Source organism: Leifsonia sp. LS1 (assembly GCF_020521355.1).
Classification (GTDB): Bacteria; Actinomycetota; Actinomycetes; order Actinomycetales; family Microbacteriaceae; genus Leifsonia.
In genome coordinates this window covers 648,765-661,639 of sequence record NZ_BPER01000001.1, presented here as the reverse complement: position 1 = coordinate 661,639, position 12,875 = coordinate 648,765, and the positions used below count along the sequence as shown (strand labels likewise).

At 72.4% G+C, this 12,875-nt stretch carries 8 protein-coding genes; 4 read left to right on the top strand and 4 right to left on the bottom strand.

What is annotated here, in order from left to right; translation table 11 throughout:
• Positions 1-18: 18 nt before the first annotated feature.
• The 3 genes from hutH to hutI are packed head-to-tail and all read left to right on the top strand — an operon-like array spanning position 19 to position 4,480.
• Positions 19-1,581 (top strand): histidine ammonia-lyase, encoded by a 1,563-nt coding sequence (gene hutH, locus LLS1_RS03155; RefSeq protein WP_226653558.1) that lies wholly within the window; start codon positions 19-21, stop codon positions 1,579-1,581.
• Positions 1,582-1,622: 41 nt separating this feature from the next.
• Positions 1,623-3,302, top strand: coding sequence for a urocanate hydratase (gene hutU, locus LLS1_RS03150; protein WP_226653557.1), 1,680 nt, complete (start codon positions 1,623-1,625; stop codon positions 3,300-3,302).
• Positions 3,302-4,480, top strand: coding sequence for an imidazolonepropionase (gene hutI / locus LLS1_RS03145; protein WP_226653556.1), 1,179 nt, complete (start codon positions 3,302-3,304; stop codon positions 4,478-4,480). Before hutU ends, hutI begins: the two co-directional genes overlap by 1 nt.
• Before the next feature lie 222 nt (positions 4,481-4,702).
• On the opposite strand, the gene LLS1_RS03140 is transcribed toward hutI, so the two are convergent.
• The 3 genes from LLS1_RS03140 to LLS1_RS03130 all read right to left on the bottom strand — a co-directional run bounded on the left by LLS1_RS03140 (position 4,703) and on the right by LLS1_RS03130 (position 10,850).
• Entirely contained in the window at positions 4,703-5,617 is a 915-nt protein-coding gene (locus LLS1_RS03140; RefSeq protein WP_226653555.1) for an arginase family protein, read from the bottom strand.
• A gap of 95 nt (positions 5,618-5,712) precedes the next feature.
• The gene (locus tag LLS1_RS03135) at positions 5,713-9,147 is read right to left on the bottom strand and encodes an efflux RND transporter permease subunit (RefSeq protein WP_226653554.1); all 3,435 of its coding nucleotides are present in this window, start codon (positions 9,145-9,147) and stop codon (positions 5,713-5,715) included.
• Between the two features lie 224 nt (positions 9,148-9,371).
• A complete protein-coding gene (locus tag LLS1_RS03130; RefSeq protein WP_226653553.1) occupies positions 9,372-10,850 on the bottom strand; it encodes a PLP-dependent aminotransferase family protein in 1,479 nt (492 codons plus the stop codon).
• Between the two features lie 63 nt (positions 10,851-10,913).
• Between LLS1_RS03130 and LLS1_RS19515 the strand changes: the two genes are divergently transcribed.
• Positions 10,914-11,855 (top strand): YitT family protein, encoded by a 942-nt coding sequence (locus tag LLS1_RS19515; protein WP_308443776.1) that lies wholly within the window; start codon positions 10,914-10,916, stop codon positions 11,853-11,855.
• Between the two features lie 108 nt (positions 11,856-11,963).
• Here the strand turns inward: LLS1_RS19515 and LLS1_RS03120 are convergent, their stop codons facing one another.
• Complete coding sequence (locus LLS1_RS03120) at positions 11,964-12,725, bottom strand: MerR family transcriptional regulator (RefSeq protein WP_226653552.1); 762 nt, start codon at positions 12,723-12,725, stop codon at positions 11,964-11,966.
• Positions 12,726-12,875 lie beyond the last annotated feature (150 nt).

Genomic DNA, 12,875 nt, shown 5'->3' with positions numbered 1-12,875 from the left:
CGCGGCGAGGATCGGAGCATGCTCGTCACCACCTCCACCGACATCAGCGCCGTGACCGTGGGCGGCGCACCGCTCACGATCGCGGACGTCGTCGCCGTCGCCCGCCATGATGCCCGCATCGAGCTCGACCCGAATGCGCTCGAGACCGTCGCCGCCTCCCGCGCGATCGTGGAAGCGCTGGCCGACGACACGGAGCCGCACTACGGCATCTCGACCGGCTTCGGCGCGCTCGCGACCACGTTCATCCCGGCCGAGCGGCGCGCGCAGCTGCAGGCGAGCCTCGTGCGCTCGCACGCCGCGGGCAGCGGACCGGAGGTCGAGCGGGAAGTCGTCCGCGCGCTCATGCTGCTGCGCCTCGCGACCCTCGCGACCGGCCGCACCGGCGCCACCCCGCGCACGGTCGAGACCTACGCCGCCGTGCTCAACGCGGGCATCACGCCGATCGTCCGCGAGTACGGCTCGCTCGGCTGCTCGGGAGACCTCGCGCCGCTCGCCCACTGCGCGCTGGCGGCGATGGGCGAGGGGCAGGTCAGGGTCGAGGGCGAGCTCGTCGACGCCGCGGATGCCCTGGCCGCCGCCGGCATCGAGCCGGTCGTTCTCGCCGAGAAGGAGGGCCTGGCGCTCATCAACGGCACCGACGGGATGCTCGGAATGCTGTCTCTCGCCCTCCACGACCTCCAGCGCCTCCTCACCACCGCCGACATCGCGGCCGCCCTCAGCGTCGAGGCGCTCCTCGGCACCGACGCGGTCTTCGCGGACGACCTGCAGCGGCTGCGCCCGCAGACCGGGCAGGCCGTCTCGGCCGGCAATCTGCGCGACCTGCTCGCCGGCTCGCCGCTGGTCGCCAGCCACAAAGGCCCCGAGTGCACGCGCGTCCAGGACGCCTATTCTCTGCGCTGCGCCCCGCAGGTCCACGGCGGAGCCCGTGACACCGCAGCACACGCCACGACCGTCGCCGAGCGCGAACTGGCCTCCGCTATCGACAACCCCGTCCTGACGCTCGACGGCCGGGTGGAGTCGAACGGCAACTTCCACGGCGCGCCCGTGGCCTACGTGCTCGACTTCCTCGCCATCGTCGTGGCGGACGTCGCGAGTATGTCCGAACGGCGCACCGACCGCTTCCTCGACCCGGCCCGCAACCAGGGCCTCCCACCGTTCCTCGCCCACGAGGTGGGGGTCGACTCCGGCCTGATGATCGCGCAGTACACCGCAGCGGGCATCGTCTCGGAGTTGAAGCGGCTCGCGGCCCCGGCTTCGGCCGACTCCATCCCGTCGTCCGCCATGCAGGAGGATCACGTGTCGATGGGATGGGCCGCGGGCCGCAAGCTCCGCCGGGCCGTCGACGGGCTCACGCGGGTGCTCGCGATCGAGCTGCTCACGGCCTCGCGCGGCGCCGACCTCCGGGCGCCCCTCGGTCAGGCTCCCGCCACCGGTGCGGTCACCGCGGCACTGCGGAAGGCCGTCGCCGGTCCCGGGCCGGACCGCTACCTCTCCCCCGAGATCGAGGCCGCGGTCGCGCTCGTCGCCTCCGGCACCCTCGCCGACGCCGCCGAGAGCGCCCTCGGCCACCCCCTCCGCTGACCTGAGCCCACGACCACGACCACGACGAAGGAGCCGACACCATGGATGGAGCGAGAGCAGTGCGCGCCCCGCGCGGCACCCGGCTGACCGCGAAGAGCTGGCAGACGGAGGCACCCCTCCGGATGCTGATGAACAACCTCGACCCGGAGGTCGCGGAGCGTCCCGACGACCTGGTCGTCTACGGAGGCACCGGCCGCGCAGCCCGCAGCTGGGAGGCGTTCGACGCGATCGTCGAGACCCTCCGCGACCTGGAGCCCGACGAGACCCTGCTGGTGCAGTCGGGCAAGCCGGTCGGCGTCTTCCGCACGCACGAGTGGGCGCCGCGCGTGCTCATCGCCAACTCGAACCTCGTCGGCGACTGGGCGACCTGGCCCGAGTTCCGCCGCCTCGAGGCCCTCGGCCTCACGATGTACGGCCAGATGACGGCCGGCTCATGGATCTACATCGGCTCGCAGGGCATCCTCCAGGGCACGTACGAGACCTTCGGCGCCGTCGCCCGCAACAGGTTCGGGGGCAGCCTCGCGGGGACGCTCACGCTGACCGGCGGCTGCGGCGGGATGGGCGGCGCCCAGCCCCTCGCCGTCACGCTGAACGGTGGTGCCGTGCTCATCGTCGATGTGGACCGCAGCCGCCTCGAGCGCCGCGTCGACCACGGCTACCTCGACGAGCTCGCCGACGACCTGGACGACGCCGTCGCCCGCGCGGTCGCGGCGAAGGAGGAGGGCCGCGCGCTCTCCGTCGGCGTGGTCGGCAACGCCGCCGAGGTCTTCCCCGAGCTGCTGCGCCGGGCCGTTCCGATCGACATCGTGACCGATCAGACGAGCGCGCACGACCCGCTCAGCTATCTCCCCGTCGGCGTCTCCGTCGACGAGTGGCACGACCGCGCCGCCGCCGACCCCGAGGCGTTCACGCAGGCCGCACGCGCCTCCATGGCGGCCCAGGTGGAGGCCATGGTCGGCTTCCTCGATGCCGGCGCCGAGGTCTTCGACTACGGCAACTCCCTCCGTACCGAGGCGCAGCTGGGCGGGTACGACCGCGCCTTCGCCTTCCCCGGATTCGTGCCGGCGTACATCCGGCCGCTCTTCGCCGAGGGCAAGGGGCCGTTCCGCTGGGCGGCGCTCTCCGGCGACCCGGCGGACATCGCCGCGACCGACCGCGCCATCCTGGACCTCTTCCCCGAGGACCAGCACCTGCGCCGCTGGATCACCCAGGCGGGCGAGAAGGTGCCGTTCGAGGGCCTCCCGGCGCGGATCTGCTGGCTCGGCTACAAGGAGCGCCACCTCGCCGGCCTGAGGTTCAACGAGATGGTCGCGAGCGGCGAGCTCAGCGCCCCGATCGTCATCGGCCGCGACCATCTGGACTCCGGTTCGGTCGCCTCGCCGTACCGCGAGACCGAGTCGATGGCCGACGGCTCGGACGCCATCGCCGACTGGCCGCTGCTGAACGCCCTGCTCAACACCGCGTCGGGCGCCACCTGGGTCTCGCTCCACCACGGCGGCGGTGTCGGCATCGGTCGCAGCATCCACGCCGGACAGGTGATCGTCGCCGACGGTACGCCGCTCGCCGCGGAGAAGATCGAGCGCGTGCTCGTCAACGACCCGGGCACCGGGGTCATGCGGCACGTGGACGCGGGCTATGAGCGCGCGGTGGAGGTCGCCGACGAGCGCGGCCTGCGCGTCCCGATGCGGGAGCACGCGGCCCGGGAGGGGTCCCGCGGCTGATGTCACGGCAGCCGTCTTCCCCGACGCTCCTCACCGGGATCGGTGAACTGGTCACTTTCGACCCGCAGCACGACGGGCCCCTCGGACTCGTCCGGGATGCGGCCCTGCTCACCGTCGACGGCCGGATCGAGTGGACGGGCCCGGCATCGCGCGCACCCCGGGGAGACGCGGACCGCGAGGTGGACGCGGGCGGCGCAGCCGTCATCCCGGGGTTCGTCGACAGCCACACTCATCTCGTCTTCGGCGGTGACCGCTCCGCCGAGTTCGAGGCGCGCATGGCGGGGCAGCCGTATTCCGCCGGCGGAATACGCAGCACGGTCGCGGCGACGCGCGCGGCTTCGGACGACGAGTTGCGTAACCGCCTCACCCGGTTCACGGCCGAGTTGCGCGCCCAGGGGACCACGACCTTCGAGGTCAAGAGCGGCTACGGCCTCACGGTCGCCGACGAGGAACGCGCACTGCGCGTCGCGGGGGAGGTCACCACGGAGACCACATTCCTCGGCGCGCATGTCGTCCCCGCCGAGTACGCGGACGACGCTGCCGCCTATGTCGACCTGGTCGTCGGCCCCATGCTCGACGCGTGCGCGCCGCACGCCCGCTGGATCGACGTGTTCTGCGAGACCGGCGCCTTCGATCCGGAGCAGTCGCGCCGCATTCTGACGGCGGGCGCGGCGCGCGGGCTGGGCGTGCGGGTACACGCAAGCCAGCTGGGTCCCGGCGAGGGCATCCTCCTGGCCGTCGAGCTCGACGCCGCCGCCGTCGACCACTGCACCTACCTCACGGACACCGATGTGGAGGCCCTCGCCGCTTCCGGCACGGTGGCCGGGCTCCTTCCCGGCGTCGAGTTCTCGACGCGGCGCCCCTACCCCGACGCCCGCCGGCTCCTCGACGCCGGCGTCCGGGTCGCCCTCGCGAGCGACTGCAACCCTGGGTCGTCGTTCACCTCGTCCCTGGCGTTCTGTATCGCCGTCGCGGTGCGCGACATGGGCATGACCGTCGCGGAGGCGCTGCGGGCGGCCACTCTCGGCGGCGCCGAGTCCCTCCGCCGCGACGACGTCGGTCACCTCCGCCGCGGCGCCCGGGCCGACTACGTCGTCCTGGACGCGCCCTCGTACGTCCACCTCGCCTACCGCCCCGGCGTCCCCCTCGTCGCGCAGACGGTCATCGGCGGCGCGTAGCCGCGCGCCCGCGCGCGCCGCCCGCCGGCCACTCAGGGGTCGCAAACCGCCGGTATTAGGGCACCAAAGCGGCAGAGCGCGACCCCTCTCACGCTCACACCGCTCACGCCACTCACACCCTGCAAGCCGCGCACGCACCGCGACCCCAGGGGACGCAAACCGCCGGAAAGACCACCCCACAGCGGCAGAATGCGACCCCGCTGTTGCGCGGCGCCGATCGCGTCAGGATGCGCGGGACGCGAGCCCAGCCGCAGCCTCCAGCACCAGGAGCGCGGCCAGCCGCACCGTGCGCTGGTCGGCGGCGTCGGCGGTCGCGTCCACCTCCGCGATGTCGAGCGACCGGACGCGCGGGGAGGCCGCGGCGAGGCGTGCGAAGCGGCGCAGCTCCCACGCCGCGAGGCCACCGGGGACAGAGGCCGGGCAGCCGGGAGCGACGGAACGGTCGCACACGTCCACGTCGAGGTCGACGTGGACCGGGCCTGCGGATGCCCCGGCGATGTCGAGCGCCTCCGCCATGACATCGTCGAGCGGACGGCCGTGGAGCGCGTCACGCGGGACCACCGTGATGCCGAGCTCCTCGGCCCGGCGCGTGTAGGCGGCCGAGTTCGCGAAGTCGGCGATCCCGATCTGGACGATCCGGGTGCCGGCGAGCCCCGCCTCCACGAGCCGGCGGACGGGCGAGCCGTTCGAGACGCCGTCTCGGAGGTCGTGGTGGGCGTCGAGGGTGATGAGCCCCGCCGTCGGCAGGTCATCGCCGAATGCGCCGAGAGCGGCGGGAACGGTCAGGGAGTTGTCGCCGCCGACCGCCACCGTGACGGTCGACCGGGCCGCGGCGGCCCGCATCGCCGCGATAGCGCGTGCCTCGCCCTCCGGGCCGTCCGGCTCCACGACATCGCCCTCGTCGACGAGCCGCAGGCGGTCGACCGCCGCGCCTGCGGTGTGGGTCGAATAGCGTCTCAGCGCGGATCGCACCGCGGCAGGCGTCGCGTGCGCCCCGGTCGGCGAGAGGGAGGTGCGCCAGGTCGGGAGTCCGAGCAGGGCGAGGTCCGCATGCGCGCCGTCCCCGAGCGTCTCGAGCGCGGGCCAGTCACCGGCCCGCGGCCAGAGCGGATCGACGGACAGCGCTGCGGTGCTCATAGCGCGACGATACCGAGCGGGGGATGCGCGGACCGGAGCGGCCACGCATCCCCCGTCTGGGATCCCGGACGACGTGTCGATCGCCCGGGACATCGTCAGAGCTGCTTGCCCCCGACCGGGGAGGTGAACACGGGCGGCTGCGGGGTGCTCGCGTCGACCTCTCCGGTGCCGCCGGGACCGCGGGGAGCCCCGCCGTCGCCCGGGCCGCCGCCGCCCGGGCCGCCGTCGCCCGGCCCAGCGTCCCCGGACGCGCCGCCGCCCTTCGCCGCCTTCTTCGCCTGCCGGCGCTCCCGCGCCCCCTCGACGAGGTTGTAGAGCGTCGGCAGCACGACGAGCGTGAGCACGGTGGACGAGATCAGGCCGCCGATCACCACGATCGCGAGCGGCTGCGAGATGAAGCCGCCGTGGCCGGTGAGTCCGATCGCCATCGGGGTCAGCGCTGCGATGGTCGCCAGCGCGGTCATCAGGATGGGGCGCAGACGGCGGGAGGCGCCGTGGACGACCGCCTCCGCGACCGAGAGCCCTCGCCTCCGGTACTGGTTCACCAGGTCGATGAGCACGATGGCGTTCGTCACGACGATGCCGATCAGCATCAGCACACCGATGAGCGAGGCGACGCCGAGCGGGATGCCCGAGGCGAGCTGCAGCAGGATCGCGCCGGTGGCCGCGAACGGCACCGAGACGAGCAGGAGGAGCGGCTGACGCAGCGAACGGAACGTCGCCACCATCACGATGTACACGATCAGGATGGCTGCGAGCAGCGCGAGCCCCAGCTGCGCGAACGCGTCGGTCTGGCTCGACGAGACACCGCCGATCACGGCGGTCGCGCCGTTCGGGAGGTCGGCAGCCTTGAGCGCCTTCGTCACGTCCGCATTGGCGACCGTGAGGTTGTCCGTCGCGGGTGTCGCCGTCACCGTGGACGTGCGCAGGCCGCGCGCCGTGGTGACCGTCGCCGGGCCCTTGGCCTCCTCGACGGTCGCGAGGGAGCTGAGCGGCACGATGCCGGCGGCCGTCGGGATCTGCAGGTCCGCGAGCCCGGCGACGGTCGTCGGCGGGTTGGCGTTCTGGATGTAGATCTTCAGGCTGGTGTCGTCGATCGCGACGGTGCCGGCCTGGGTCGGCTGCATCGCCTGGGAGACGATCGTGCCGACCGCGACCTCGCTCAGCCCGGCCTCCGCCGCCTTGGTGCGGTCGACGGTCACGGCGATGTAGGGCAGCGAGGCGCTCAGGTTGTCGGTGACCTGCTTGAGCGAGTCGTGCTTCTTCAGCTCGGCGACGACGGAGTCGGTCGCGGTCTGCAGATCGGCGCTGGACGTCGCCGAGATGTCCACCTCGATGTCGCTGGAGGCGCCGAACCCGCTCTGCGACGACACCTGGATGGTGCCCGCGCCGCTGATCGAGCCGAGTTCGCTCTCGATCGTGTTCTGCAGCTTCTCCTGGTCGGCGTCCGGGTCGGTCGTGATGGAGAAGGTGGTGCCGCCTCCGCCGCCGCCCGCGAAGGCGTCGCGCAGCGCAGAGCCGCTGGAGCCGATGGAGACCTGCACGGTCTCGACGCCCTTCGTGTCGAGCAGCTTCTGCTCGACCGCCTTCGCCGCGTCGTCCTTGGCCTGGAGGCTCGCGCCCGCCTCGAGCGTCTGCGTGATCGTCAGCGAGTTCTGGCCGCTCGAACCGAGGAAGTTCGTCTTCATCAGCGGGGCGAGCGCGAGAGTGCCGATCAGCACGAGGATCGAGAGGATCACCGTGATCGCCGAGTGCTTGAGCGTCCACCGGATGATCGGCAGGTAGCCCTTCTGCAGTCGCGAGGGATGCTCGAGCTCGTCGTGACCGGACGCGGCGGCCTCCTCGACCGTCAGGTGCGCGGCATCGTCGTCGTGGGCGCCGCCCTCGTGCTTGCGCGCCTTCGGAGCGCGCAGGAACCAGTAGGCGAGCACCGGCACGATCGTCAGCGCCACGAGCAGCGACGACAGCAGCGCGATCGTGACGGTCAGCGCGAACGGCCGGAACAGCTCGCCCGTCACGTCGCCCACGAACGCGAGGGGCAGGAACACCGCGACGGTCGTGATGGTGGACGCGGTGATCGCGCCGGCGACCTCGCGGACCGCGCGCACGATGGTGACCGCCCGGTCCGCGCCGGGCACCAGCTGTCTCTTGATGTTCTCGATGACCACGATGGAGTCGTCGACCACGCGCCCGATCGCGATCGTGAGCGCACCGAGAGTGATGATGTTGAGCGTGTAGCCGGTCGCCCACATCACGACGAAGGTGATGAGCACGCTGGTCGGGATGGAGATCGCCGTCACCAGGGTCGAGCGCACCGACAGCAGGAACACCAGGATGACGATGACCGCCATCACGAGGCCGAGCAGACCCTCCTCGGTGAGCGAGTTGATCGACTGCGTGATGAAGGGAGCCTGGTCGAACACGACGGTGATCTTCGCGTCGGAGCCGAGCTTCTTCTCGAGGTCGGAGATGAGCGCCGTCACGCCGTGCGAGACCTCGACCGTGTTGGCCGACGGGAGCTTGGTCACCGCGATCGTCAGGGCGGGCTTGCCGTCGACGCGGGAGAGGGAGGTGATCGGGTCGTCGGTCTCCGCCACCGTGGCGACGTCGCCGATGGTGGGCGGGGTGGCCGCCGCGTCGGCCGCGGCGGCAGCGGCGGACGCTGAGGAGCCGGCACCCGCGGCACCGGCACCCGCGGCACCAGCGCCCGCGGCGCCCGCACCCGCGGCACCCGCACCCGCGCCGCTGCTCGATCCGCTCGCACCCGACGCGCCGCTCGCGGATGTCGCGCTGCGGACCAGCGGCAGCGCCGCGATGTCGTCGACCGAGGCGAGCTGCTTGCCCGACTGGATCGAGAGAGTCTTGCCGTCCTCGGTGATCGAGCCGCCCGGAAGCAGTACGCCGTTCTGCTGCAGCGCATCCTTGACCGCCGAGCTGCTGACGCCCGCGGCGGCGAGCTTGGCCGCATCAGGGGTGATCGTGATGCGGCGGCCGACCTCGCCGACGAGCTGTGCGTCGTTGACGCCGGTGACGTCCTTGATGTCCGGGAGGGCGACCTTGGTGATGTCGTCGGCGAGCGTGCGCTGGTCGCCGCTGCTGCTGACGGCGAGCTGGATGACGGGGAGATCGTCGATGCTGCCGGAGACGACCTGCGGCTCGACCCCCGACGGGAGCGTCGACGAGATCTGGTTGATGGCACGGTCGATCTTCTGCTCGGCCGTCGCCAGGTCGGTGCCGTAGGTGAACTTCGCCGTGATGATCGACTGGTTCGTGCTGCTGACCGCCGACGTGCTCTCGAGGTCCGGGACGCCCTGGATCGCGGCCTCCACGGGCGTGCTCACGTCGTTGTTCACGACCTCCGGCGACGCCCCGGGGTAGGTCGACACGATCGCGAGCTGCGGGAACGAGATCGACGGGACGAGCTCCTGCTTCAGGTTCGCGAGCGCGAGGCCGCCGAACACGGCCGCCACGATCGTGACGAGCGCGATCAGCGCGCGATTCTTCATGCTGAGCACAGCGAGAAAGTGCACGGATGTTCCCCTCAGCGGGTGGTTGTTACTGGACGTGCGACAGCGACGGCGCATGCCGAGTATCGCATTGCAGCGACTGCACAATCCTCATGCCGTGGTACTACATCCCCTCCGGCGCCCGGCGCCGGGTCGAACGACGGGGTCGCGAAACGCCGGATTGGTTGCGCCGTAGCGGCAAGATGCGACCCCTCGGCGGGAAGGGCAGCGGCGCGGACGCCGGCGGCTCAGACCACGTTGGGCAGCGCCGGGGCGTCATAGTATGGCGCGGGCTCGTTCGCCGCCACGGCCCATGCGCGCTGCAGGGCCGCGAAGGCGCGCTCCGTCTCCTCGACCGAGTAGGTGATCGGGATGCGCAGCGAACGCTCGAAGGCCCCGTCGAGTCCGAAGCGCGGGCCGGCGGCGATCAGGAGGCCGTGGTTGCGGGCGGCGAGAGCGAGCGCCGAGCTGACCGGCGCACCGATGCCGACCCAGGCCGCGAGTCCTCCGTGGAGGCGCGGCATCGTCCAGTCGGGGAAGGTGGAGGCGATCAGGCGCTGCACGGTCGCGCGCCCCTCCCGCAGCTGCACCCGACGCTCCTCCACGATCTCCGCCGTCTGCGGCAGCATGCGGGCGACGACGAGCTGCTCGAGCATCGGCGTTCCGAGGTCCGTGGCGGGTTTGGCGGCGATCATCCGCTGCACGAGCGGTCGGTCGGCGCGGATCCAGCCGATCCGCAGACCACCCCACAGGCTCTTGCTGGCCGAGCCGATCAGCAGCACGGGGGCCCCTCCCGCGTGGGGCTCCGCATAGTGCGGCAGCGGGAGGTGCGCACCGAGGCGGTCGATGTCGAGCTCGCCCGTCGTCTCATCCGCCACGACGATCGTCCCCTGGGCCGCGGCCGCGGCCAGCACCCGCTCGCGCGTGGTGGGCGACATGGACGCGCCCGTCGGGTTGTGGAAGTCGGGGATGAGGTAGGCGAGGGCGGGGTTCGCCCGGCGGATCGTCTGCTCGATCGCGTCCACGTCCCACCCGTCGTTCTCCGCGCCGAGGGGATGCGGCCCCTCCTCCGGCGGCGTCACCGTGATCGGGACGAGCCGCGCGCCCGCCAGCCGGAGCGCCTCCGTGGCGTGGGGATAGGTCGGCATCTCGACCAGCGCCCGGTCGCCGCGGCCGAGGAAGGTGCGGGCGATCAGGGCGATGGCCTGCTGCGCGCCGAGGGTCACCAGCACCTGGTCCGGATCGGTCGGGAGCCCGCGTTCGGTGTAGCGGTCGGCGATCGCCTGCCGGAGGTGCGGCAGACCGACCGGGTCGTAGCCGGAGTCGGGGAGGAAGTGGGGCAGCTCTTCGGCGGCCGCGCGCGCGGCAGCCGGGAGCGACGCCGCCGCCGGCAGTGCGGCTTTCGTGAAGTCGAGCATCCCTTCGCCGCCGCCGATCGGCAGGGCGAGCGCGGGTCCGGGGAGGCGGGTCACGCTGCCGGACCCGCGCACGCTGTCGACGAAGCCGCCCTCGCGCAGGTGGCGGTACGCCGCGGCGACCGTCGTGCGGCTCAGGGCCAGGCGGGCGGCGAGATCACGCTCGGCCGGCAGGCGTGTGCCGATCGGGATGCGGCCGTCGAGCACCAGGAGGCGCACCCGGTCGGCGAGGTCCTGGTACTGCGAGCCGTTCCCCCGCCACTGCCCGAGCAGGGCCTCCAGGGAGCGGGCCGTGAGATGCGCATCCGACATGCAAGCCACCTTAACTGAATTGGCATCTTGATGGAAGGCCAATCGGACGATTGGATTGTGAAGGTGACCACTCGACTCCTCCTGACCCGGCGCCTCGTCCAGTTGCTGATCGGCCTCTTCCTCTACGGGATGGCCATCGCACTGATGGTGCGCGCTGCCATCGGGGTGTCGCCGTGGGATGTGCTCGCCCAGGGTCTCTCCATCCACAGCGGCTGGGCGTTCGGCCTCATCACGAACGTGGTCGGCCTCGCCGTGCTCCTCCTCTGGATCCCACTGCGACAGCGCCCGGGTCTCGGCACGGTGCTCAACGTGCTGCTCGTCGGGCCCAGCGCGCAGTTCGGGCTGTGGATCATTCCCCAGCAGACCGAGCTGTGGCTGCAGGTGCTGCTCTTCCTCGCCGGGCTGGCCCTGCTCGCCGTCGCGACCGGCCTCTACATCGGAGCCCAACTGGGCCCCGGTCCCCGAGACGGCCTCATGACCGGCCTGCACGCGCGGACGGGATGGCCGATCTGGGCCGTCCGCACCGGTATCGAGATCGTCGTCCTCGTGATCGGCTGGATCCTCGGCGGCAACGTCGGCGTCGGCACCCTCGCCGAGGCCCTCCTGATCGGGCCGCTCTGCGCCATCACGATCCCCTTCTTCGCCATCCGGCTGCCGCAGGACGCTGCAACGACTGCGCCGCTGGAGAGCGAACTCGAGGGCACGGCCGAGCAGTCGGCCGGCCTTCGCGACGAGCAGGATGCCGCGCGTGTCGACGTGCGCGACGGCATCCTGCTCGAATCGGACGCCGCCGCACGCCATCGCTTCGCCGACCACGCGCGCAGCCCGCTCGTGCGCCGGGCGCAGCCCGACCGGGCGCCGGCGGACGCGACGCCCGCCGCCCGCTCCGCGGACGCCGGAGAGTCCACTCCCCCTGCCGACTCCGACCGCCGCCCCTCCCGCCTCGTCGCCGCCCACTGGCTCGACGACCGCCTCACCGGCCGCGCCCGCGCGCGCCGCGCCTGACCCGCGCCGCCTCCGGCGCTCTCGCCGAGACGGCTCGAAATCGCACGAATCGCGTCGAGACGGCCCACTGTGGGCCGCCTCGACGGCGCGGGCACCCGGCGTGCGCGCCTACGCGGGGCGGGCAGCCACGTAGGCTCGCAGGGCGTCGCGGACGAACTCGGCACCGGAGGCGCCGCCGTAGTTCGCGGCGAAGCGCGCGTCGGCGACGTACATGTCGCCGAGGCCCGTCAAGTAGCCCGCCGGCGGCGTGCCGGTGCCGTAGCCCGGGGTTCCGGGGATGTCGGCCAGCCATTCCGCGTGACGCCGGGCGAGCGCCTGGGCCTCGTCCGAGTCGGGCGCGAGCCCGCGGGAGGCCGCGTCCGTCCAGTCGGCGGCGAGCAGCTCCTGGCGCTCCTTGCACCCCTGACGCTGCTCCGGGGTCATCCCCCGCCACCAGCGATCCGACGCGGCGTACGCCTCGCTCCCCCAGCGTTGCTCGACCTCCTCCTTGTACCGGGTGTGGTCGAACCCGTCGAACATGTCTTCCGCCATGATCTCTTCTCCTCTCTCCACGGCGTGGATGGTCGTCTCGACCGACGCGATCTGCCGCGCCAGTCGTGCCTGCTCGCCCCGCAACCACCCGAGGTGGTCGCGCAGCGCGGGCACCGCGTCGTCACGGTCGGCGAGCACGCGGGCGACGGCCGGGAGGCTCAACCCGAGCTCCCGCAGCAGCAGGATGCGCTGGAGCCGCACCAGTGCATCCCGGTCGTAGTGCCGGTACCCGTTCGAGCCGACGCGGCTCGGTCGCAGCAGGCCGATGGCGTCGTAGTGGCGCAGCGTCCTGCTGGTGGTGCCGGCGATACGGGCGATGTCCTGGATGGACCAGTCCATGGCGACCCTCCTCTCGTTCGCTGCCACGCTATAACTTGACGTAACGTCAATCTCAAGTCGCCGCTGCACGGTATTCGGTGCAGGCCCGGATGCGCGTGGGCCGCGTTCTGTTAGCGTGACTGGCGGGGGCGACGGGCCTCCGCCAACCGT

Coding starts and splice junctions, on each gene's coding strand:
- hutU (WP_226653557.1), top strand. CDS start 1,623: ATGGATGGAGCGAGAGCAGTGCGCGCCCCGCGCGGCACCCGGCTGACC.
- LLS1_RS03140 (WP_226653555.1), bottom strand. CDS start 5,617: ATGAGCACCGCAGCGCTGTCCGTCGATCCGCTCTGGCCGCGGGCCGGT.
- LLS1_RS03120 (WP_226653552.1), bottom strand. CDS start 12,725: ATGGACTGGTCCATCCAGGACATCGCCCGTATCGCCGGCACCACCAGC.
- hutI (WP_226653556.1), top strand. CDS start 3,302: ATGTCACGGCAGCCGTCTTCCCCGACGCTCCTCACCGGGATCGGTGAA.
- LLS1_RS03130 (WP_226653553.1), bottom strand. CDS start 10,850: ATGTCGGATGCGCATCTCACGGCCCGCTCCCTGGAGGCCCTGCTCGGG.
- hutH (WP_226653558.1), top strand. CDS start 19: ATGCTCGTCACCACCTCCACCGACATCAGCGCCGTGACCGTGGGCGGC.